A 21,883-nucleotide genomic window follows, 5' to 3' on the forward strand; every position below is an offset into this window, starting at 1 on the left:
ACTATGTGGTGAATTTTTAGAGAGATTGGATTGATTAAAAGGAGGGGATTTAAGTTTATAAAATAGGGTTTCGTAGTTTTGATAAATCTTAGATTAAGTTCTAGGATTTAATCTGTTTTTAAAGTGCATTAATGAGTTACTATAGGGGTTAAAGCCTCTATAGTAAGGCAAGTTTTTAAAGGTCTCAAAAAACAATAATGATCATTGTAGGAAAAGCAGCTAAAATTTAAGGCTTTAAGTTCTTAAGATTGCTCGTTAAGCTTTTTCTCCCTTAATTGCCCACAAGCCGCCTCAATATCTAGGGCTTTGGATTCTCTAATGGTGCATAATAACCCTTTAGAGTTTAAAAAGTCTGCAAAAATTCTAGCGCTCTCTATACTAGGGCGTTGAAACTTAGAGCCAGCGTGCGGATTGAATAGAATCAAATTCACTTTAGATTTAATGCCATTTAAAAGTTTTAGAAGTTTTTTAGCGCAAGTCAAGCTATCGTTTAAGTCTTTGATTAAAAGGTATTCAAACATCACTCGTTTGCGTTGTTCTAAAGGCCATTTTTTCACTTCATTTAACACGCATTCAATATTGTATTTTTTATTCAAAGGCATTAAAGATGAGCGGGTTTTATCATCTACGGCGTGTAAGGATATGGCTAATTGCACGCCTAGATTCTTGCTTGCTAACACAGGAATTTTATCAGCTACGCCACTAGTAGAAATCGTGATTCTTCTGGGTGAAATTTGTAAGCTGACCTTAAAAATCTCAATTGCTTTACACACTTCATCTAAGTTATTCAAAGGCTCACCCATTCCCATAAAGACAATGTTAAGCGCTTTTTCAATGGGTAAGTTATTGTCTTCTTTAATGAGTAGGGCTTGTTGGATAATTTCACTTGCTTTTAAGTTTCTTGCAAAACCGCCTTTTTGAGTGAAACAAAACGCACAGCCTACTTGACAGCCTACTTGAGATGAAACGCATACGGTGTATTTTTCCCCCTCTAGTATTACGCCACTCTCTTCATCAATCTTTTTATCTTTCATCTTTAAAAGCACCGCTTCAAAAGTATGACCATCTATTAAAGATTTAAAAAGATATTTTTTAGAACCATCAATGCTCTTACTAATATGTGTGATTTCTATGGTGCGTAAAACAAATTCTTGTTCCAAATAAGCGATAAAATCTTTTGAAAAATTATTTTGCATGTCCTTAAAGCTTGTTTTATACTTCGCATAGAGCCACAAATAGAGTTGTTTAGCCCTAAAACTTGGTTTTAAAAGTTGGCTTAATTCATCTAAAGTAAAATCATATATACTAGGTTTCATTAGATAACCCTAATTCTAAAAGTTGGTGTAAATGTAAGACCCCTAAAACTTTATTTTGAGTATCTACGCACACTAAAAGCTGGATTTTATGGCGTTCTAAAAATTCTAACGCCTCTAAAATAAGAGCGTCTAAACGATTAAAGCTTTTAGGTTTTAGAGTGGCAAAATGCTTGACTTCGCTATCTAAACTAAGCCCCTTTAATAACGCCCTACGCACATCGCCATCGCTTAATACCCCTATAAGCTCGTTATTTTCATTGACTAAAATCGCACTACCCAAGCGCTTTTCACTCATTTCTATGAGAGCGTTTTTAAAGCTTGTGTTGGGCGTTATTAAAGGAAGATTGGTGGTTTGTAATAAATCTTTGACCTTTATAAAAAGTTTTTTACCTAAAAGCCCACCCGGATGAAAGGACGCAAAATTTTCTTTGCTAAAATTCTTAGCTTGCATTAAACATGCCATTAAAGCATCGCCTATTGCAAGGGTGAGTGTGGTGGAAGTTGTGGGGGCGGTATTGATAGGACAAGCCTCTTTGTCAATTTTTAAGCTCAAATAATAATCGCCTAGTTTAGAGAGTGAGCTAGTAGGGCTTTTAGTCATGGTAATGATTTTATAACTCAAGCGTTTTAAGTGACTAAATACGCTTAACAATTCTTGAGATTCCCCCCCATAACTAATCATTAGAATAATATCGTTTTTATCTACTAAGCCTAAATCCCCATGCATAGCCTCTGTTGGGTGTAAAAAAGCGCTTTTATTACCGGTGCTTAGCATGGACGCCACAATTTTTTGAGCGGCTAAGGCACTTTTGCCTACGCCTACAACAACAAGCTTACCCCCCCTTTCTTGGCTTTCTAAAATGAGCTTGATAATTTCTTCTAAATCATTAGGGGTTTGAAATTGCTTTATGCTTTCTAAAAGCGCGTTTGCTTCATCTTTTAGAACGCCAGTAGCAATAGCATTAAAATTAAGATGAGTGGACATGACAAATTATGGCTGGATATTTTCTAAATTTCTTAAAGAGCGTTTTTCTAATGAAATTACGCACACAATCTTCTAATTTCTTAGGGTGGCTAAAGATTTCAGCATTACTAGATTTTAATAGCATTTCTAAGCCCCCTTGAATTTCTTTAGTCAAATTCTTTTCATCTTTAAAGCTTACAAGCCCTAGACTAGAAAATTGAGAGCTTTCTAAAAGGGCTTGTTTGTTTTTATTTACAAAAAGCGTGGCAAAAAATGCCCCAACACTTGCTACTTCTTCTCTTTGTTGCACGATATTAGTGTCAATGCTTAGGCTACTTTGATTGTCAATATAGCTTTTCCCACTCTTAATGGTGCCGACTTTTCTAATGAAATTAGGGCTTACTTCTACTTGGTCGCCATCTTCCATTAAATAAATATTTTTTTCAGGCACTCCGCAAGCTATAGCGGTTTGTTTGTGGCGTGCGACATGGTTATACTCCCCATGCACAGGCAAGAAAAACTTAGGCTTAATGAGTCTTAGCATAAGCTTTTGTTCTTCTTGAGCGGCATGCCCGCTCACATGGATATTATTAAACTCTTGGTAAGCCACTTTGGCCTCTTTTTTCATTAAGAAATTCAACACCGCTGAAACACTTGCCTCATTGCCCGGAATGGCTTTAGCTGAAATGATGATTAAATCGCTTGGTTTGATAGAAATATGGCGGTGCTCATCAGTAGCCATGCGGTATAAAGCGCTCATGGTTTCGCCTTGTGAACCGGTCGTTACGATTAAGACTTCATTATCAGGGTATTGCGCTACTTCATTGGCTTCAATAAAGGATTGATAGGGCAAATGGATATAGCCTAGCTCTCTAGCAATGTCTAGGTTTTTTTCCATAGAGCGACCGATTACGGCGATTTTTCGGTTGTATTTAATGCCATATTGTATGGCTTGATACACCCTGTGGATATTGCTAGAGAAAGTGCTCATAATCACTCTGCCTTGTGCCTCTTTAAAAAGAGTGTCAAAGGTAGGGGCTATGGTGCTTTCACTAGGTGTGGTGCCAGCTTTATGAGAGTTAGTAGAATCGCTTAATAAAAGCATAACCCCCTTTTCGCCATAATGAGCTAGGCGATACAAATCAGTGGGTAAGTTATCTACTGGAGTGTGGTCAATCTTAAAATCGCCGGTATGAATAATCGTGCCTGCTTTAGTTTGAATGGCTAATGCGCTACTATCAATGATGGAGTGTGTGATATGAATCCATTCAATGATAAATTCGCCAATGTTAATGGGACAGCGTTTTTCAATGATTTTAAAATATGAGCGGTATTTCTTCAAGCCATGTTCATCAAACTTGCTTCCAATAAGACCCAAACTTAAGGGTGTGCCATAAAGGGGGAATTGCAATTCTTTGAATAAATAAGGCGTTGCTCCTATGTGGTCTTCATGGGCATGGGTGATGATAATACCAGCGATTTTGTCCTTGATTTGGTGCAAGTATGAAAAATCTGGGATTAAAATATCCACACCAAATAGTCCTTCTTTAGGAAAGCTCATGCCTACATCAATCACAATAGCACTTTTTGGGGTTTCAATCACCATCATATTGCCCCCAATCTCGCCTAAGCCCCCTAAAGGCGTGATTTTAACGCTTGCTTTAGAGTTTAAATTCATCTTATAATGCGGGTTTAAATGTTCCACTTGGATTTTATTGTTAGCTTCAACACCCTTTTTTAATTCCTTATGAAAGCCTAAAGTTCCTCTCTCATTCACATGTAAAATCTCTGTTACACCCTCTACTTTGTTTTTATCCAGCTCTTCTTTGGCGTAATTTCTTGTTTTTTGTGGGGTGTTTTTAGACTTATTGTAATTAGGGCTAGTCGGTTTTTTGTTGTGATGGTTTGCGTGTTCTTTTTTATGGTTTCTTGGGTGATTAGAATGCTCATCTTTGTTTTCAGCATTCTCTTTGTTAAAACGCTTTTTGCGGTTAGCAAAGCGATTAAAAGCTCCAACTCTTGGTTCGTTGTGATTGGGATTATGCGGATTGTGGTTGTATGAATGCTCGTAATTTTCTTGATTTTTATGTTCGTTGTAATCTTGCATGGGTCTTTCCTTTGTTGTTTATTGCCCTTTAAAAAAAGGGTGTTATTCAATCTAAAATAAAATCTAAGAGCTTAAGATAGTCTTTTATCTCTGATGCTCTCACGCTTTGAGGCTGTCCCTCTAGTTCTAAAAATTCTAACACCTTAGCAAGCTTTTCTTGATAAGAAACGCTTTTTTTAAGATTGTTTGAAAGCGTCTTTCTAGGGGCCATGAAACAAGCTTTCAAAAAATCTTCTAATCTATCAAAACCAAGCACTAACGCCTTGTCAAAATCCACTTTTTCTAAGACACCTTTTTGCCCTAAATGAGCTAATGTGTCTTCTTTAGAATGCTCTTTAATGACTTGAAACACGCTAGAGAACACTTTAGGTGGCGGGCTAAACGCACTAGGTGGCACATCAAATAAAAGAGTGGCATTCCCCACAGCACTCGCCAAAACACTTAAGGCATTTTGTGAGTTTTCTTTAGCACAAAACTTCAACGCCACTTCTTTTTGTGTCATCACTAATAAGCCCCTACATTTAGGGTCTTTAAGAGCGTTTAAAACAAGCCTAGTAGCGATATAATACGGCAAATTAGAGATTAAAAAATAAGGCTCTTTCTCTTTTAAAAAAAGGGCATCTTGTTGCACAAGCTCCAAAGGGAAATGCCTTTTCTCTCTCTCAAGCCTTGCTCGCATGCACTCACACAGCTCGTCATCTATTTCATAAGTCTTTAGCGGATACAAATCTAGCATTTTGCAAGTCAAATCGCCTAGCCCTACGCCTATTTCAATTAGTTTTAATTGATTTAGGGGGGGCAAGGCATTGACAATTTGGTCTAAAAACGACTCATCAGTTAAAAAATGCTGTCCTAAAGACTTTTTAGCTACAACCATAAGTGTCAGTTCCTACTTCGGCTATTATACTTAAAAAGTGTTCGCCTTTTAGCTTTGTTTTTTAAAAGTTTTGTATCTTGTGGGGCATTATAGCTTTTTTCTCTTAAAATGAACGATTTTTGAGCGGTGGCATTAAAAGCAGACCCCATTGATATAGGTTTGAATAAAGATTCAAAAAACAAGTAAAAATTTTGATGAAATTTAACTTTGTTTAACAATTCATTATCTTTGTGATTTATATTAACAATCTAACTATTCAACGCTTAGTTGAGTAGTTAGACGGAATGTAAGCACCAAGCTAATGTGCTGACTATCACTACCACAATGGTGGTTAGCACTGCTACTAGGTTACTTACAAAGCTTGGAAACAAGCAAAGCAAAGAGGCCGAGCGACACGCTCAAAACGACACAAATTTCAATTAAAGGAGACACCATGTCTAACAATAATCACAACAACAACAATGCGCAAAACAACAACAACAACAATGCGCAAAACAACAACAACAACAATGCGCAAAACAACAACAACAACAACGCTAGAAACAACAATAACAACAATTCTAGAAACTAAGTTGTTGAAAGGCTTAGGCGGTAAGAGTCACTTGTGGCTCTTGCTACCTTATGCAAGCTCGAAGGCTTTAAGCCCTAAGAGCTTTATCTTAAAAACGCACAATGTGCTATCTTTCCATCTTCTAAACTATCTTGTTTGTAATTCTACAATATTTTAGGTTCTGTAGATAAAATTTTTTGCCTTTTTTTGATAATGTGTATTTTTTAAAATTAATCATACAAAAAATTTTGAAAGTTAACAATTGGTTAGCTTTTGTGTTTTACAATGCTAATCTAGCAAGTAAAAAGCTAGATACTTAAATTTTGAATTAAAGGAGACGCCATGTCACATCATGAACACAACGGTGAACACCACCACCATCATCAACACCATCATCATCACCACTATCATGGCAGTGAGCATCACCACCACCACCACAGTGGTCACCATGAGGGTCATGAACACCATGGTGAGCACCATGAGGAAGGTTGCTGTCACGGACACCACGGGCACCACGAATAGTAGCTCCGTGTGGTCAAGGGCAGTGCGTAACTGCCTTTGGCTTTTTGTTTCTTTTATCTTTTTAACTTAAATCATTTTTTTGAATTAAAAATCTAAGAGCTTTTATTGCTCCATTTCCCATGGATTATTTAAAGGTTTGTGAGGAATTTTAAGCTTTTGATTCAAGCTCCCTTCAATCCATTGTGCGTTAGCCCCTTTTTCATGATTATTGAATAAAAATACGCCTACAACACCCCTAGAAGTTTTAATTAGACTCAATTCTACGCTAGGAAGAGTGATATTTTTTTGATTAGACTTGATTTCAAAAGCTAGAAAAAAGGGTTGGTTATTTTTAAAATCATAGCCATTTCTTAAGGTAGGATAGCCCGGAGCGCTCTGAATAATATCTTTTGAAGTATGGATACTAAAAGAATCCAAATAATAAAATCCGGGTTCTAGCTTGAGAGTTTGAACTTTAGCTTTAGAGTAGCTGTTTTTCCATAAGAGCATAAAAAAGTTATTCCCCCCTAAAGCGATTAAATGCCCTCTAGGGTCTTTTAGCTTGAGTTTAGAAGCGCTTTTTAAAAGCCCCTTTTCTTTTAATAAAGCATTGTGTTGTGCGACAACTTTAGGGTCAATCTTTCGCCAATAAGTGCGAACACTCCCGCCTTGATGAGCGATAAAAATGCTAACAAGGCTTTTAGCAGGTTTTTTAGTGCTAGAGGCAACGCATAGTTGGGTAAAAACGATAAAAAGGCTTAAGAATATACTAGGGTTTTTCAAACAAATTCCTTAAAAAGAGTGGTTGTTGAATGCTAACATGCTAAAACTAAAACCATTATAAGTTATGAGTAAAAAGTTAAAGAATAGGGTAAAATAGTCGCATGCGAATAGACAAATTTTTACAATCAGTGGGCTTGGTTAAAAGGCGTGTTTTAGCGACAGATATGTGTAATGAAAAAGCAGTGTGGCTTAATGGGAGTTGTAGTAAGCCTAGCAAGGAAGTGAAAGTGGGCGATGTTATTAGTTTGCACTACCTAAAGGGAGTAGAAGAATACATTATTTTACAAGTGCCTACTTTAAAAAATGTGCCTAGAAAAGATATACATCTTTACATAGAACCTAAAAACACTACTGAATAAGGATAATTGAATGAAAGAATACAAGAATACCTTAAACTTAAATACGACTACCTTTTCTATGAAAGGGAATTTAAGCGTTAATGAGCCTAAGACTTATGCTAAATGGCAAGAACAAGGGGCGTTTAAACGCATGCAAAAAAGGGGAAATATAGAAAGAAAGAGTAATCATGGAAGTTTCACTTTGCATGATGGCCCTCCTTATGCGAATGGGCATTTGCATTTAGGGCATGCACTCAATAAGATTCTAAAAGATATTGTGGTAAAAAGAGAGTATTTTAAGGGAAAGAAAGTTTATTATACGCCCGGTTGGGATTGCCATGGCTTACCCATTGAGCAACAGATTTTAGAGCAATTAGAGAAAGAAAAAACAAGCTTAGAAAACCCGACACTTTTTAGAGAAAAATGTAGAGAGCATGCTAAGAAATTTTTAGAAATCCAAAAGAATGAGTTTTTACAATTAGGCGTTTTAGGAGATTTTGAAGAGCCTTATAAAACGATGGATTTTAAATTTGAAGCAAGCATCTATAAAGCCTTAGTAGAAGTGGCTAAAAAAGGGCTTTTAAAAGAACGCCATAAGCCCATTTATTGGAGTTATGCGTGTGAGAGTGCTTTAGCGGAAGCTGAAGTGGAATACAGAATGAAAAAATCGCCTTCAGTATTTGTGGCATTTAGTTTAAATGATGAGAGTTTAAAAAAACTAGGGGTTAATCAGGCGAGTTTAGTGATTTGGACGACCACGCCTTGGACTTTGTGTGCGAATGTAGCGATTGCTCTAAAAAGAGACGCCATTTATGTGCTTACCAAAAAGGGTTATATCGTTGCAAAAGCCTTGTATGAGAAGTTAGTCGCTTTAAAAGTGGTAGATAGTGAGATTACGCATGAATTTAATGCCAATGTTTTGGAATATTTAGTCGCTACAAACCCACTAAATAACAGAGATTCGCTCGTTGTTTTAGGCAAACATGTAGGTTTAGAAGATGGCACAGGGGCAGTCCATACAGCCCCCGGACATGGTGAAGATGACTACTATCTAGGCTTAGAATACAATTTAGAAGTGCTTATGCCTGTAGATGAAAAGGGTTGCTATGATGAGACTATTATTCATAAAAAATTATTAGATAAAAGCTATCTAGGCGAACATGTTTTCAAGGCTCAAAAACGCATCATTAGTGATTTGGGTCAAGCCTTACTTTTAGAGCAAGAAATTGAGCATTCCTATCCGCATTGCTGGAGAACGCACAAACCGGTGATTTATAGAGCGACGACGCAGTGGTTTATTCTAATGGATGAGCCTTTTATTCAAAATGATAGCTCTTTAAAAACTTTAAGAGAAGTGGCTTTAAATGCGATTGAGAAAGTGGAATTTGTGCCATCTAGTGGGAAAAACCGCCTAAAGACCATGATAGAGAATCGCCCTGACTGGTGCTTGAGTAGGCAAAGAAAATGGGGTGTGCCACTAGCCTTTTTTATAGACAAACGCACAAATAAGCCTTGTTTTGAATCTGAAATCCTAGAGCATGTAGCAGAGCTTTTTGAAAAAAAGGGCTGTGATATATGGTGGGAATATAGCGTAATGGATTTATTACCCCCTAGTTATAGAGATGATGCCAAGCACTATGAAAAAGTCATACATATTTTAGATGTGTGGTTTGATAGTGCCAGCACCTTTAAGGCGGTTTTAGAAGACTATAAGGGGACAAAAGGGCAAAGTCCTAGCAATGTTGTTTTAGAGGGGAGTGATCAGCATAGGGGGTGGTTTCAAAGCTCGCTCTTACTAGGCTGTATTTTAAATAACATCGCTCCTTTTAAAAAGGTTATTACGCATGGCTTTATCGTAGATGAAAAGGGCGAAAAAATGAGTAAATCTAAGGGCAATGTCGTGTCCTTAGATAGCTTACTCAAAAAGCATGGGAGCGATATTGTGCGTTTGTGGGTAGCATTTAATGACTATCAAAACGATTTGAGAGTCTCTCAAACCTTTTTTACCCAAACTGAGCAACATTATAAGAAATTCCGTAACACTCTAAAATTCTTGCTCGCTAATTTTAGTGATATGACACTTAAAGATTTAGAACGCCCCCATACTTTCAGCTCTTTAGATAGTTTCTTGTTAGAAAAATTAGAGAGCATGAGCGATGAAGTGAATAGTGCGTTTGAAGAGCATGATTTTGTTAAGGGCTTGAATATTTTAATGGCGTTTGTTACTAATGAATTGAGTGGGATTTATTTAGATGCTTGTAAGGATAGCTTGTATTGTGATAGCATAGATAATCAAAAACGCCGAGCCATTCAAATGGTCTTACTCGCTGTAGCTAGTAGGTTGTGCTACTTTTTAGCTCCGATTTTAACGCACAGCATTGAAGAAGTCTTAGAGCATAGCGAAGTGCTTCGTGCGTTTTTAGACGCTAGAGATGTGTTTGACTTAAAAGATATTAAGGTTTTAGAAAAACTCCATATTAAAGAACTAAAAAAACAAGATTTTAAAGAAATCTTAGAATTGCGTTCAATGTTTAGTGAAGAATTAGACAAATTGAAAAAAGAAGGCGTAGTTAAAAATTCACTAGAATGTGGCATTGAAATTAAAGACAAAACGCTCAATGAAAACTTAGTGGAAGAATTGCTTATGGTAAGCTTTGTGGGGCAATCTAAAGAAAATATGGCTAAAGAAAAATTAAGCGAGACTTCAAAATTTATGCTTTTTAAAGCCCCATTTTTTAAATGCCCAAGATGTTGGCGTTTTAAAAGCGAGTTAGAAAATGCCCCTTGTGAGCGTTGCGAGCAAGTTTTAAAAGAACAACAATAAGGAAATAGGGCTTTGCAAACTTTACAAACCCATAGAGTTTTACAAGCCCTAATCGCTCATTTTACGCCTTTTTTAGAAAGTGGCATTACAGAACTTATTATCAATAACGAACAAGAGCTTTGGCTTTATAAAGTCAATAATACCCGAGAAAAAATCAAAGCTGAACTTTTTAGCAAGGAATTTTTACTGAGATTTTGCGAGCAATTAGCAAGTTTTAGGGGGTTATTTTTTGATGCATTTCACCCTACGCTTAATTGCTCCATTCCTTTTACACGCTACAGAGTGAGTGCGAATCATTTTAGCATTACCACTAACAATCAAATTACGCTTAATATCCGTGTGCCAAAGCTTAAACCCCTAAAGTTAGATGATTTCACTTTTAAAACAAGCGATAAAGAGAGTTTAAAAGACTTAGCATTAAAAGGGCATAATATTCTTATTAGTGGGGAGACTTCAAGTGGGAAAACAAGCTTGCTAAACGCTCTTTTAAATAATGTAGATAAAGATGAAAGAATTGTGAGTGTTGAAGATAGTCAAGAGCTAGATTTAAAAGCGTTTGAAAATTGTGTAGGGCTTTTAGTGGGTAAGCAAGAAAATGGGTGCTTTAATTATGAAGATGCCTTGAATATGGCTATGCGACTAAACCCTGATAGACTCATTGTGGGTGAGATTGACACAAGAAATGCGGCACTATTTTTGCGTTTAGGAAACACGGGGCATAAGGGCATGCTCTCAACCATTCATGCAAGTAGTGCTAAAAAAACTTTAGAAGCTCTTTCATTGAATTTGGGCATGCGATATTCGCATTCTTTAGATAAGGATTTAATGCAAGCGTATTTTAAGAGTGCGATTGATGTTATCGTGCATGTAAATAGAGTTAAGAATGTCCGCCAAATTACTGAAGTCTTATTCACTAAAGAGTTTTAAATGCCCCTAAAATCGCTTAAAAACCGCTTGAATCAAAATTTTGATTTATCGCCCCGCTATGGGAGTGTGAAAAAAATCATGCCAAATATCGTTTATGCGAATGGTTTTAACCCATCAGTGGGCGATGTGGTGAAGATTGAAAAAAGCGATGGCACAGAATGCGTGGGAATGGTCGTGGTGGTAGAAAAAGAGCAATTTGGTTTTACGCCCTTTAGCTTTGTAGAGGGGGCTAGGGCTGGGGATAAAGTGCTGTTTTTAAAAGAGGGGCTGACTTTTCCTGTGGGACATAATCTTTTAGGAAGAGTGCTTAATCCTTTAGGACAAGCCATTGATAATAAGGGGGCATTAGATTATGAGAGCCTAGCCCCTGTAATTACAAGTCCTATTGCCCCTTTAAAAAGGGGCTTGATTGATGAGGTCTTTAGCGTAGGGGTAAAGAGCATTGATGGGCTTTTGACTTGTGGCAAGGGGCAAAAACTAGGCATTTTTGCAGGTTCTGGGGTGGGTAAATCCACTTTAATGGGTATGATTACTAGGGGTTGTGCGGCACAAATTAAAGTGATTGCTCTAATAGGCGAAAGGGGTAGAGAAATACCTGAATTTATAGAAAAGAATCTCAAAGGGGATTTAAGCTCTTGCGTGCTAATTGTCGCCACAAGCGATGATAGCCCTTTAATGCGAAAATATGGGGCGTTTTGTGCGATGAGCGTGGCGGAGTATTTTAAAAATCAAGGGCTAGATGTGTTGTTTATGATGGATTCAGTTACTCGTTTTGCTATGGCTCAAAGAGAAATCGGCTTGGCTCTAGGCGAACCGCCCACTTCCAAAGGCTACCCCCCATCGGCACTTTCATTATTGCCCCAGCTTATGGAAAGAGCTGGCAAAGAAGAGGGCAAGGGAAGCATTACTGCCTTTTTTAGCGTGCTAGTAGAGGGCGATGATTTAAGCGACCCTATAGCTGATCAAGCCAGAAGTATTTTAGATGGGCATATTGTCTTAAGTAGGGAGCTAACCGATTATGGTATCTATCCGCCTATCAATATTCTAAACTCCGCATCAAGGGTAGCTAGAGATATAACAAGTGAGTCTCAAAACCTAAATGCGAGAAAATTCCGCCGTTTGTATGCGTTATTGAAAGAAAATGAAATGCTTATTCGTATCGGCTCTTATCAAATGGGGAATGATAGAGAACTTGATGAAGCGATTAATAAAAAGGCTTTAATGGAGCAATTTTTAATGCAAGATGAAAACGCCTTACAACCTTTTGAAAAAAGCTCTAAAGAGTTAGAAGAAATCTTACAAACCCCCTAAAAATAAAGGCAATTAAAGGAGTATAAATGGAACAACAACTGATGAAACTCGCCATTGAGACTTATAAAATCACTTTAATGATTTCTTTACCGGTATTATTAGTGGGCTTAGTGGTGGGGCTATTAGTGAGTATTTTTCAAGCGACCACTCAAATCAATGAAATGACCTTATCCTTTGTGCCTAAGATACTAGCTGTAATTGGCGTCATTATTTTAACCATGCCTTGGATGACTAACATGCTTTTAGATTACACAAAAACCTTAATCAAGCTTATTCCTAAAATCATAGGCTAGAAATGCTAGAAAAAATCATTGATTTTTCTTCTTATAGTAGCGTGAAAATTGGTACACCCTTAAAAGTGAGTGTTTTAGAACACGATAATGAAATCTCTAAAGAACATCAAATTATAGGTCTAGCGAACAATCTTTTAATCGCACCTAGAGTTAAAAATCTCGCCATACTTGGAAAAAATTATGATTATATTTGCGAAAGGGGCGGAACTATTGAAGTAGGGGGGGCGACAAATGCGGCTAAAATTTTTGGTTATTTTAGGGCGAACAATTTGGGGGGTTTGGAGTTTTTAGGGCAATTACCCGGCACTTTAGGGGCGTTAATCAAAATGAATGCCGGTATGAAAGAGTTTGAAATTAAAAATATTTTAGAAAGCGCTTGTATTAATAATGAATGGCTAGAGAATAAGAATTTAGGCTTAAGTTATCGTAGTAGTGCGTTTAATGGCATTGTTTTAAGAGCGAGATTTAAAAAAATGCATGGTTTTAGAGAAGAAGTTCTTAAAGCATGTAAAAGCATGCGAAAAAGCCATCCTAAATTGCCTAGTTTTGGGAGCTGTTTTAAAAATCCGCCTAATGATTATGCAGGAAGACTCTTAGAAAGCGTGGGCTTAAAGGGCTATTGTCTTAAAAGAGTGGGCTTTGCTAAGGAGCATGCGAATTTTTTAGTGAATTTGGGGGGTGCAGAATTTGAAGAAGCATTAGAATTGATAGAACTAGCCAAGACTAGAGTATTGCAAGAATGGGGCATTCATTTAGAAGAAGAAGTTAAGGTTTTAGTTTAGGGTAAATGTATTGTATTCTCGCATAAAAAGGCACGCTACTAAACTATAATAAAATAAAGACTTTTAGTTATGCTGAATTAAAAATATTTACTCCTGATTAATTGCATCATAATTGATACTATTACAAAAAACCCTTTTTCTTGTAGCATCAAACTTAGGGCTAAAAAGATTTTTACTCTCTATTTCATCTTTAGTATGTATTCCTACTAAAGGTAATAAAGAGTGGATTAAATCATCGCTCATAAAGGGTTTATTCAAAGCTTGTTTAATCAATTCTACTTTTTCGGGGTGTCTTTCTTTAAAAATATCACTCACATAAATCATAAAAGGAATTTCTACGCCATACTTAGAGCATTTATGCCCAAAAGTAGAGCCACTTTCAAAAATATCTTGGGCATGGTCGCTTAGATAAAACACTATGGCGTCTTTATCTTTAAAGAGATTAAAAATTTCATTGAGAATATAATCGTTATAATAAAGCGAATTAACATAATCAGCGACAATTTGCTTGTCTTTGTCATTACTCACATGCAAATGAGAAAAAGATAAATCACTTGGTTTGAATTTGGCAAAGTTTTGGGGGAAACGCTTGGAATAAGTTGGGTGTGAGCCTAGTAAATGGAACACTATAAAATTTTTATCTTTTAATTTAGGTTGGATATTTTTAGTATAAAAACTTAAAAGATTTTCATCGTATTGCCCTAGAATAAAATGGCGTTCTTTAGAACGGCTAGAAACAATGCTTTGAGTTGATGAAAATTCATCTAGCTCTTGCTTTTCTAACCAAAAGGTTTCATAATGCGCTAGTTTAAAAATATCTATCATGTTATGGTATTGATACCAAGGCTTAGTTTTTTCAAAATTACTATAATTAAGCAAGTTTTCAAAAGTGGCAGAAGTATCAGCTTGAGAGCTTATGGCATTAGAAAAGATAAATAGATTTTTAGGTTTTAAAAGAGATTGTGGAGTGGTTTTACTCTCTCTCTCTCTCTCTCTCGTTGGCAAGTGTGCTTAATAAGGGGTTATTAGGGGCGTTATAACCATAGAGTTGCATAAAATTCTTGCTCGCACTCTCGCCTATGATTAAGATAATATTTTTAATCCCATTTAGGCTAGAAAGATAGTGGCTTGGTAGATTATTGTTTTTTAAAGAAGTGTAAATTTTTCTAGCGTCTGAGCGTTTTAATGAGCTTAAAAGGGCGTAATAAGAACCCCTAGTTAAAGAGATATAACGCAATGAGCCTTTTAAAATGTTCTCATTTAGAGCGTCTGTAAGATATTTAACATTACGCACGCTTTCTATAGTAAGAATAGTTAGCCCTAGAACACTCGCTAAAAAACAAGGCACAAGCACTCCAAAACGAATTATCTTAATTGCAACAAATAGGACTATTAAAATAAAAAGATAATAACAAAGATAGGTTTTATAATTTTGGATAAATTCTATCGTTTCGTTATGGTTAGTGGCAAAAAGGCTATCAAATAAGTCTTTTGAAAAAGGCATGCCAAAGATAAGAAGCGTAAAAATTTCTGTAACGCTAAAAACAATACCACTTGTTATAAACAGCCATTCTAATAAAAGCCGTAGCGGCTTTTTAGAGATTAACGCACAAAAATAATACACCACAAACCCGACTAAAAAAGCGTATAAAAACCCTTTAAAAAAAGAAATTAAATCGCTATGTCTATAAGCACTAGCAAGAGCGTTACACAAGAGAAAAATAAAAAATTTTAAATCTAAGGTTACGCTATTTTTAGGCACAAAAAGGGTTTTAAAGAATTTTATGAGTGGAGTTGTCATTATAAGTGTCCTTTGGTGTTTAAAACCGCTTGTCTAATTTCTTCAATGCCCCCCATACAGAGATTTTGAAATTGTGTTTTATTGAAAGTAGTTTGTCTTTTAGCGAGTTTAAGGGTGTTAGTTGAAATGGTTTCTTCTAGCTCACTAAGGGTTAGGCGTTTTTCTAAATAAAGAATGCTCTCTTTAACGCCTATGGCTTTAAAGGGCTGTGAATCTTTGGGAAATTTTTCATAAAGGGCTTTGATTTCTTCAATAAGACCAAGACTAAGCATGTTTTTAGTGCGTTTTTTGATGTTATTTTGAAGCGTGTTTTTGTCAATACTAAGAGCAAATAAAGATATGGCATGTTCAAAGGGCTTTTTGGGATTTTTTTTAAAATACTCACTTGGTAAAGTGCGAGTAAGATAAAAGATTTCTAAAGCCTTATGAATGCGATAAGTGTCGTTACAATGGATTTTAAAAGCTGTGCTAGGGTCAATAGATTTTAAAAACTCATAGGGGTTAGTTAGGGCGTTGATTTCTTGCTCTATTTTTGAAATTTGCTCACTACTAGGCTTTGGCATCTCACTTAAGCCTTCTAAAATAGATTTGAGATAAAAGCTACTCCCCCCTACAATGAGTAAAATCTTTTTAGGGCATACTCTAATAGCATCTTCTAAAAGGGTTTTAAAAATTTGGGCGTTATTCTTTTCGTCAATATTGAGATAATCTAGGGCGTAATGCTTGATATTTTTTCGCTCTTTTAGGCTTGGTTTAGCCGAAGCGATATTAATATCTTTATAAATACTCAAAGAATCCAAAGAAAAGATTTCGGCATCTAATTTTTGAGCCAGCTCAATAGAAAGGGCGGTTTTTCCGCTTCCACTAGCTCCTAGTATAGCGATAAGTTTTTTAGGCGTTTTGATGGTTTTGCTCGCTTTTATAGGTATTCAAAAACCCTTCTAAATCAAACTTTTTACGGCAATCTTCTGTAAAAAGATGAACCATCAAATCCCCCAAATCAATGATAATCCACTCTTCGCTAGATTCATCTACTTGATAAAAGATTTCGCCTAAGGGTTTAAGGGTGTTTTTAAGGGTATCTAGTAAAGAAAGAGCATGCTTACTAGCCAGAGCGGTTGCAATAATGACATCTTCTACTAAATAAGGGGTTTTAGACAAATCAATATGTGTGATATCAAAAGCCTTTTTTTCATCTAGTAGAGCCATAATGGTTTCTATGCGTTTATTCATAAGTTTCCTAAAAAATGGGTTAAAATAACCTTATTATAACTTAAATCAAGGAATATTAATGAACCCCCCTAATGAACTCAATCTCAAATCCTTAGGCACTAAAACGCCCTATATTTTTGAATACAACAAAGATTTATTAGAAGCCTTTCCTAACCCAAACCCTAATTTAGATCCCTTGATTACTTTAGAATGCAAGGAATTTACAAGCCTTTGTCCTATCACTGTACAACCAGATTTTGGCACGATATATATCCGCTACATTCCTAAGGATAAAATGGTAGAGAGCAAGTCTTTAAAACTCTATTTATTCAGTTATAGAAATCATGGAAGTTTTCATGAAAGTTGTATCAATACGATTTTGCTTGACTTGGTAGAATTGCTAGAGCCGAAGTATTTGGAAGTGTATGGGGATTTTGTCTCTAGGGGGGGGATTGCGATTAAACCTTTTGTCAATTACGCTCTCAAAGAGTATCAAGATTTTAAAGAAAAACGCCTTTTGAATATGAAATAGCTTTTAAAAAATCATTTTTTAGACTTTCAAGATTATTTGGTTTGCGTTGTTTAGCGTGGCTTTGCTAACAGCTAACAAATATGGGGGGGTTGAATATAAAGATTTTAAAAAACAAAACTAGCATTATAATCCATAAAAGTAAATTACGGCATTTTCAAATGGTGTCTTCAAAAATTTTTGAACCAAAAAGTGCCTTGGTTCGTGATTGACTTTTGTAGTGTAAAATGGCGAAAATTTACACGAATAGATAGTATAAACAAAAGGAATAAAAATGAAAGCTATTCTTAAAAATTTGTCTTCTCTCTCTCTCTCTCTCTTAAAAAGCTTATCTTTTTATTCCATTACAATTTTTATTTTTTTCTCAAGCAATGTGCTAAAAATTTTTCAAACAATATTTTAATGAATGCCAAAATACATAGCTGTTTGACTTGGTTTAACCTAGTAAAAGGGGGGCAATCTAAGATGTAGTGGTAATTAAATAAGGGTTTTGGATAAAAGCGTTTTGTGTCTTTTGACACAATAGAAAAAAATTTTAATTTTAAAAACAAAAGGAGAAGATTATGGACTATAGTTCAAAATTAGGCGAACTTAACAAAAAGCATGGTTTAGTGGTGTGTGGTTATCAAAGAGGTGGCGATGACAGCCATGCCAAAAATGATAAGGGCGATAAAGAAAAGTATTTTTCAGCCCTTCCTTATAGGTATCAAAAGAGACTTATCAAATGGTTTGATTTATGGGAGCACCCCTTAGCAACAGAAGAATCAAAAATGAGTGATTTTGAAAAAAGTATCGTAGAGATAGAGTGGTGCGATGGGCATAGCAAAACAATTGATAAAAATTTATTGTGTTCTACTCAAAGCAAAGAGCGCTTTTTGAAACTCATAGAAAGTTTAGAGCCAAAGCTTTTAATGTTTGCTGGAGCTACCATGCTAGATGCTTTGAATGATAGCTCTTTAAAGCCTAGTGTAGAAAAGATTTTAGGTCATGCTAAAAGTGAGCCACAATACTTTAAAAAATCTTTTGAATATGAAGTGGAAGAAGAAACAGAAAGCGGAATGCAAATCACAACCAAAAAAACCGATGGTTTTAGAGTGGGTTTCCAAAGTTTTGAAAAATGCGAAATCATCGCCTTACCCCATCCAACCGGAACCATAGGCTTACCCAATCAATACTTAGCTTTATTTAAAGATGAAATTAAGCCTTTAATCACAGAATACAGAAAGTCTAAAGGCGTGTGAGTTTAAAAGTTTTTTAAAAAATTTTTTGGGCGTTACATTTTTGTAACGCTTTTTAATGACATTAATGAAAGAGAATTAAACAATGAAAAAAGAAAAAATAAAAGCGATGATAGAAGAGAGAAAAAGGGGTTATTGGGGATATTTAGAGAAAGAATCCGATAACCTTAAATATCAAATTATAGGCGAATTTCTAAGGCAATTAAAAGGGTATTTTTTAAAAAAGGGGTTTGAGGTAATAGACTTTTTCGCAAGTGATGGCAGAATGACTATCACAACTCAAGGTTTTGAAATTTATATTACTCTAGGAGAGATTGAGTCATCTGTAAGATTGAGTCTTCTTGGGTGTAATGAGATAGAAGCTATAGAATGCGATATTATGGAACATGTTATGGAATATCTTGATTTAAAATGTTCAATAATATACTATATTATAATATTGAGATTTTTTTCAGATAAGTTGGGCGAATTTGTCTTAAAAGTTTTTGAAGAAAACAAATCAGCCTTATTAGAGAAAAAAGAAAAATATGACAAAGAAAGGCAAGTTATAGAAGAGTTTCTTAAATCCGTAATAAGCCTTGTTAAAGAAAAAATCCCTTCAGATCATCAAGTAAGATACTCTCATTTTGGAAATCATGTGATTGACATTAAATTTAATGATGAGCTTGATCATCGTTATTGTAGCATAGGAGTATTTGAAAATTCTATTACAGAGCATTGTTACTATTGTTGTTTCAAGTATTGTTTTAAATATGAGATTAAAAATGATGAGACTGAATTAGAAGATAATTTGCTTAATTTAATTGAAACAAAAAAGATAAGCACAGAAGAGTTTACCAAGAAAGTGCTACACATTTTGAACCGGCATAAAGAATGCGCACAAAAACATGAGCAAGAAAAACACAATAAACATGAAATAACAAAGCTTTTAAAAATGGCATTAGAAGAGAAGTTTAAGGGGACGAATTTTTATATACACGAACTTGATGATAATTTTTGTGTTAGCACTATAGAAAAGATTAGTAGGGGATATGGTGTAACAGAGATAATAGAATATAGTGAATCACAGATTAGATGCCGCCACGAAAGTAAAACTAGCCACAAGCAAGTCCAAGCGATTTTGCAACAAACCGAGCCAAACTATATAGAGGCTATGTCTGGTTATTATTTTGATGAAAGAGATTTGAAAAAAGAGCTTAACCTAGAAACATTAGGGGTTAAAGATGTTCCTAAAATAGCGGATTATATCTATCAGTATTGCTTGGAACATAAAGAATGGCTCACACAGATGAACAAACTCTATGAAGAATTTATGGTTTTAACCAAAGATTTTGTTTCTAAAACGCACGAGATTTTACAAGAAAAGTTGAAAGATGAGCTTAATTGGGAGCTAGAAATACAAGAAAGGTATAACGATTTAGAATTAAATCTTAATTTTAAGAGCGATAAAAAATCCAAACTTGATTTTAATCTCTTAACGATTGATGGTCTTTATCTTGCGTGGAATTGCCCAGCAAGTTTTAGTATTAAGAATAGAAAAAAAGAGCCTTTGAACTATTTAAAAATGGTGTATTTCATCAAAAATACAGAGCAAGATTTTAAGGCTAATTTTGATTGTCATTTGGATAAGCATAATGTAGAAGACGCCCTAAAGTTAGAAAAAGACTTTTTAGAGAGCTTGAGAGATAAGAGCTTGAACGCTGACAATTACAGCGCTTTTATCTATGGCTACTTTAAAAAACACCAAGAAGTGATAGAAGTTTTAAATGAGAATATAGAAGAGTTTGTTTTAGGATAGATATACAATCTAGTTAAACAACAATCATTTAAGGAGTAGAAAAAATGAGTGGCTACCAATTATTCTTTAACAAAGTCAAACATGCTTTAAAAGAGCTTGAGATAAAAAGAGCTAGGGGCTTGCATGATTACAATGTGTTTAGCGTGCTGATGAGTGAGAGCGATGAAGTGAAACATTCTAAAATCTTACATTCATTCTTAGACCCTGATGGGAAACACTATCAAAAAGACTTGTTTTTAAAAGTATTTTTAAAGGCGTGTCATTTAGAGAGTTTTGGTTTTAATAGCACAGACACTAAGATTGTCAAAAAAGAAGTTACTACAAATGGCAGTAGGCGAATGGATTTGTTTTTAAGCGATGGGTTTAAGCATATCATTTTAGAAAATAAGATACACGCAGGCGATGATGATAATCAAATTTCTGATTATATTCTAGGTGTAATCAAGGATTATAAAATTAAAGACGCACAAAATCTTTGTGTCTTGTATTTGACTAAAGACAAAGAACGCTTACCTAGTCAAAACAGCTTAGGCGATTTCAAGTTAGATGAGAGCAACACAAAGCTATTTTACAAAGGCGATAAGCTTAAATTAGAAAATGTAGAGCAGGGCATATTTTTTAAAAACCTTTGCTATGAAAGAGAGATGAAAGAATGGGTTAAAGAATGCTTGAAAGAAGTGGATACACTCAAATCAAAAGCCAAAGAAGTGGGCGATTTGAATGACTTTAGCGTGATTTTCAAGCATTACGACAAATTATTAGACAAACTTTATCATAAGGAGCAAAACATGAATAGTGAATTATATAAAACAATGGGGGAACATTACAAAATGGCTAAAGAAGTGCATAGGAATTTTGATAGTTTTAGAGTGGAAATCGCTGAAAAGTTTTTAAAAGAAGTGAAAGAAAATTTAGAAGAAAAAATAGATAATGAGTGGTGTGTTAGCCTTAATTTTAAGGAAAAGAATGTAGAAAAAGAAAACATTACTAGGGATAAGCACATTTTAAGGATAATGCCTAATGCCTACAAGAAGACAAGATGGACATTTGACTTTGGTTTTTTAGAAACTTCTATGCGAAAAGCAATTTTTGGATTTAGAACGCATTTTCGCACCTTGCATGATGACAAAAACAAAGACCCCAAAGAATATCAAAGAAAGGCTGATGAGCGAGAAATCATAAAAAATTCCTTGAATAAACCTTGCAAAGCAGATGAAAAATTGGGGGAAATGAAAAATTGGTGGGCAGATTATAAAGAATTGAGTCAAGCTCTAAATCTCAGTGAAGACTTTGTAGAAAGCATTGCAGATAAAACCCTAAGTGTAGAAAAATTGTGCGAGTTTATTCTAGACTATTTCAACGAGCATAAAGAATTAGTGGAGACATTAAACGCTAACATGGATAACGCAGAAAAATAAAAGCATGGATTTTTTAGGTAAGAATTGTTAGTGTTGCTATAGCATTACTTATGATAGTAGTGCTAGGTACAATAAGGATAATCTATCCTACTCCATTCTTTAAAAAGGGATATTTTTGAATTTATTATGAAAAACACTCTAGCTCTATTTAGCTTACCCATTGTTTTAATCTCTACCTACCCCACTTTTTATTACTCTTCCAACCCAATCTAACCACCCACTCAAAACCCCTATAAGAACACAACAACCATTTCTTTAAAATCTTTTTTCAATCTTTCTCCAAATCTTTTTATATTTAAGCAAACTTTAAGCAT

Annotated in this window: 19 protein-coding genes and 1 pseudogene; 11 read left to right on the top strand and 9 right to left on the bottom strand. The window is 35.1% G+C overall.

What is annotated here, in order from left to right; translation table 11 throughout:
* Nucleotides 1-242: 242 nt before the first annotated feature.
* From rlmN to rsmA, 4 genes are read right to left on the bottom strand one after another with little or no spacing between them, the layout of a single operon-like run.
* A complete protein-coding gene (gene rlmN / locus C6H25_RS07835) occupies nucleotides 243-1,316 on the bottom strand; it encodes a 23S rRNA (adenine(2503)-C(2))-methyltransferase RlmN (RefSeq protein WP_104748874.1) in 1,074 nt (357 codons plus the stop codon).
* Nucleotides 1,306-2,301 (bottom strand): KpsF/GutQ family sugar-phosphate isomerase, encoded by a 996-nt coding sequence (locus tag C6H25_RS07840; RefSeq protein WP_104748875.1) that lies wholly within the window; start codon nucleotides 2,299-2,301, stop codon nucleotides 1,306-1,308. Before C6H25_RS07840 ends, rlmN begins: the two co-directional genes overlap by 11 nt.
* A complete protein-coding gene (locus C6H25_RS07845) occupies nucleotides 2,285-4,387 on the bottom strand; it encodes a ribonuclease J (RefSeq protein ID WP_104748876.1) in 2,103 nt (700 codons plus the stop codon). Before C6H25_RS07845 ends, C6H25_RS07840 begins: the two co-directional genes overlap by 17 nt.
* Before the next feature lie 46 nt (nucleotides 4,388-4,433).
* On the bottom strand, nucleotides 4,434-5,264 hold the full coding sequence (gene rsmA / locus C6H25_RS07850) for a 16S rRNA (adenine(1518)-N(6)/adenine(1519)-N(6))-dimethyltransferase RsmA (protein WP_104748877.1): 831 nt from the start codon (nucleotides 5,262-5,264) through the stop codon (nucleotides 4,434-4,436).
* A 433-nt stretch (nucleotides 5,265-5,697) separates the two neighbouring features.
* Here rsmA and C6H25_RS08775 point away from each other — a divergent pair, with 433 nt between their 5' ends.
* Nucleotides 5,698-5,835, top strand: coding sequence for a hypothetical protein (locus C6H25_RS08775; RefSeq protein ID WP_199768960.1), 138 nt, complete (start codon nucleotides 5,698-5,700; stop codon nucleotides 5,833-5,835).
* 324 nt (nucleotides 5,836-6,159) lie between these two features.
* Here C6H25_RS08775 and C6H25_RS08665 read toward each other — a convergent pair whose 3' ends face one another.
* A complete protein-coding gene (locus C6H25_RS08665) occupies nucleotides 6,160-6,330 on the bottom strand; it encodes a hypothetical protein (RefSeq protein ID WP_158653909.1) in 171 nt (56 codons plus the stop codon).
* 108 nt (nucleotides 6,331-6,438) lie between these two features.
* The gene (locus tag C6H25_RS07865; RefSeq protein WP_418904561.1) at nucleotides 6,439-7,083 is read right to left on the bottom strand and encodes a hypothetical protein; all 645 of its coding nucleotides are present in this window, start codon (nucleotides 7,081-7,083) and stop codon (nucleotides 6,439-6,441) included.
* Nucleotides 7,084-7,199: 116 nt separating this feature from the next.
* Here C6H25_RS07865 and C6H25_RS07870 point away from each other — a divergent pair, with 116 nt between their 5' ends.
* From C6H25_RS07870 to C6H25_RS07895, 6 genes are read left to right on the top strand one after another with little or no spacing between them, the layout of a single operon-like run.
* The gene (locus tag C6H25_RS07870; RefSeq protein WP_104748879.1) at nucleotides 7,200-7,457 is read left to right on the top strand and encodes an RNA-binding S4 domain-containing protein; all 258 of its coding nucleotides are present in this window, start codon (nucleotides 7,200-7,202) and stop codon (nucleotides 7,455-7,457) included.
* A gap of 10 nt (nucleotides 7,458-7,467) precedes the next feature.
* Nucleotides 7,468-10,260: an isoleucine--tRNA ligase gene (ileS, locus tag C6H25_RS07875; protein WP_104748880.1), complete on the top strand. Its 2,793-nt coding sequence runs from the start codon at nucleotides 7,468-7,470 to the stop codon at nucleotides 10,258-10,260.
* Nucleotides 10,261-10,272: 12 nt separating this feature from the next.
* A complete protein-coding gene (locus tag C6H25_RS07880; protein WP_104748881.1) occupies nucleotides 10,273-11,187 on the top strand; it encodes a CpaF/VirB11 family protein in 915 nt (304 codons plus the stop codon).
* Nucleotides 11,188-12,498 (top strand): flagellar protein export ATPase FliI, encoded by a 1,311-nt coding sequence (gene fliI, locus C6H25_RS07885; protein ID WP_104748882.1) that lies wholly within the window; start codon nucleotides 11,188-11,190, stop codon nucleotides 12,496-12,498. It begins immediately after the preceding gene.
* A 26-nt stretch (nucleotides 12,499-12,524) separates the two neighbouring features.
* Nucleotides 12,525-12,791 (top strand): flagellar biosynthesis protein FliQ, encoded by a 267-nt coding sequence (gene fliQ / locus C6H25_RS07890; RefSeq protein ID WP_014658699.1) that lies wholly within the window; start codon nucleotides 12,525-12,527, stop codon nucleotides 12,789-12,791.
* Nucleotides 12,792-12,793: 2 nt separating this feature from the next.
* Complete coding sequence (locus C6H25_RS07895) at nucleotides 12,794-13,573, top strand: UDP-N-acetylmuramate dehydrogenase (RefSeq protein WP_104748883.1); 780 nt, start codon at nucleotides 12,794-12,796, stop codon at nucleotides 13,571-13,573.
* A gap of 87 nt (nucleotides 13,574-13,660) precedes the next feature.
* Here the strand turns inward: C6H25_RS07895 and C6H25_RS08895 are convergent.
* The 3 genes and pseudogenes from C6H25_RS08895 to rsfS form a co-directional block, all read right to left on the bottom strand.
* A pseudogene (locus C6H25_RS08895) lies at nucleotides 13,661-15,374 on the bottom strand (phosphoethanolamine transferase).
* Nucleotides 15,374-16,252 (bottom strand): tRNA (adenosine(37)-N6)-dimethylallyltransferase MiaA, encoded by an 879-nt coding sequence (miaA, locus tag C6H25_RS07910; protein WP_104748885.1) that lies wholly within the window; start codon nucleotides 16,250-16,252, stop codon nucleotides 15,374-15,376. The pseudogene C6H25_RS08895 and the gene miaA overlap by 1 nt, the downstream one beginning before the upstream one ends.
* 13 nt (nucleotides 16,253-16,265) lie before the next feature.
* Nucleotides 16,266-16,607, bottom strand: coding sequence for a ribosome silencing factor (rsfS, locus tag C6H25_RS07915; RefSeq protein WP_104748886.1), 342 nt, complete (start codon nucleotides 16,605-16,607; stop codon nucleotides 16,266-16,268).
* A 58-nt stretch (nucleotides 16,608-16,665) separates the two neighbouring features.
* Between rsfS and queF the strand changes: the two genes are divergently transcribed.
* The 4 genes from queF to C6H25_RS07935 all read left to right on the top strand — a co-directional run bounded on the left by queF (nucleotide 16,666) and on the right by C6H25_RS07935 (nucleotide 21,569).
* Nucleotides 16,666-17,118 carry a preQ(1) synthase gene (queF, locus tag C6H25_RS07920; RefSeq protein ID WP_104748887.1) on the top strand — a complete coding sequence of 151 codons (453 nt, stop codon included), beginning with the start codon at nucleotides 16,666-16,668 and terminating at the stop codon, nucleotides 17,116-17,118.
* Nucleotides 17,119-17,678: 560 nt separating this feature from the next.
* Nucleotides 17,679-18,356: a hypothetical protein gene (locus tag C6H25_RS07925; RefSeq protein ID WP_104748888.1), complete on the top strand. Its 678-nt coding sequence runs from the start codon at nucleotides 17,679-17,681 to the stop codon at nucleotides 18,354-18,356.
* Between the two features lie 82 nt (nucleotides 18,357-18,438).
* Nucleotides 18,439-20,151: a hypothetical protein gene (locus C6H25_RS07930; protein WP_104748889.1), complete on the top strand. Its 1,713-nt coding sequence runs from the start codon at nucleotides 18,439-18,441 to the stop codon at nucleotides 20,149-20,151.
* A 44-nt stretch (nucleotides 20,152-20,195) separates the two neighbouring features.
* Nucleotides 20,196-21,569, top strand: a complete 1,374-nt coding sequence (locus C6H25_RS07935) for a PD-(D/E)XK nuclease family protein (RefSeq protein ID WP_104748890.1) — start codon at nucleotides 20,196-20,198, stop codon at nucleotides 21,567-21,569.
* Nucleotides 21,570-21,883: the final 314 nt, after the last annotated feature.

The organism is Helicobacter cetorum (assembly GCF_900198405.1).
Classification (GTDB): Bacteria; Campylobacterota; Campylobacteria; order Campylobacterales; family Helicobacteraceae; genus Helicobacter; species Helicobacter cetorum_C.

What these genes read in the sequence shown, in the direction of transcription:
- rlmN (WP_104748874.1), bottom strand. Translation starts at nt 1,316, where the DNA reads ATGAAACCTAGTATATATGATTTTACTTTAGATGAATTAAGCCAACTT.
- C6H25_RS07840 (WP_104748875.1), bottom strand. Translation starts at nt 2,301, where the DNA reads ATGTCCACTCATCTTAATTTTAATGCTATTGCTACTGGCGTTCTAAAA.
- C6H25_RS07845 (WP_104748876.1), bottom strand. Translation starts at nt 4,387, where the DNA reads ATGCAAGATTACAACGAACATAAAAATCAAGAAAATTACGAGCATTCA.
- rsmA (WP_104748877.1), bottom strand. Translation starts at nt 5,264, where the DNA reads ATGGTTGTAGCTAAAAAGTCTTTAGGACAGCATTTTTTAACTGATGAG.
- C6H25_RS08775 (WP_199768960.1), top strand. Translation starts at nt 5,698, where the DNA reads ATGTCTAACAATAATCACAACAACAACAATGCGCAAAACAACAACAAC.
- C6H25_RS07870 (WP_104748879.1), top strand. Translation starts at nt 7,200, where the DNA reads ATGCGAATAGACAAATTTTTACAATCAGTGGGCTTGGTTAAAAGGCGT.
- ileS (WP_104748880.1), top strand. Translation starts at nt 7,468, where the DNA reads ATGAAAGAATACAAGAATACCTTAAACTTAAATACGACTACCTTTTCT.
- fliI (WP_104748882.1), top strand. Translation starts at nt 11,188, where the DNA reads ATGCCCCTAAAATCGCTTAAAAACCGCTTGAATCAAAATTTTGATTTA.
- fliQ (WP_014658699.1), top strand. Translation starts at nt 12,525, where the DNA reads ATGGAACAACAACTGATGAAACTCGCCATTGAGACTTATAAAATCACT.
- C6H25_RS07895 (WP_104748883.1), top strand. Translation starts at nt 12,794, where the DNA reads ATGCTAGAAAAAATCATTGATTTTTCTTCTTATAGTAGCGTGAAAATT.
- rsfS (WP_104748886.1), bottom strand. Translation starts at nt 16,607, where the DNA reads ATGAATAAACGCATAGAAACCATTATGGCTCTACTAGATGAAAAAAAG.
- queF (WP_104748887.1), top strand. Translation starts at nt 16,666, where the DNA reads ATGAACCCCCCTAATGAACTCAATCTCAAATCCTTAGGCACTAAAACG.
- C6H25_RS07925 (WP_104748888.1), top strand. Translation starts at nt 17,679, where the DNA reads ATGGACTATAGTTCAAAATTAGGCGAACTTAACAAAAAGCATGGTTTA.
- C6H25_RS07930 (WP_104748889.1), top strand. Translation starts at nt 18,439, where the DNA reads ATGAAAAAAGAAAAAATAAAAGCGATGATAGAAGAGAGAAAAAGGGGT.
- C6H25_RS07935 (WP_104748890.1), top strand. Translation starts at nt 20,196, where the DNA reads ATGAGTGGCTACCAATTATTCTTTAACAAAGTCAAACATGCTTTAAAA.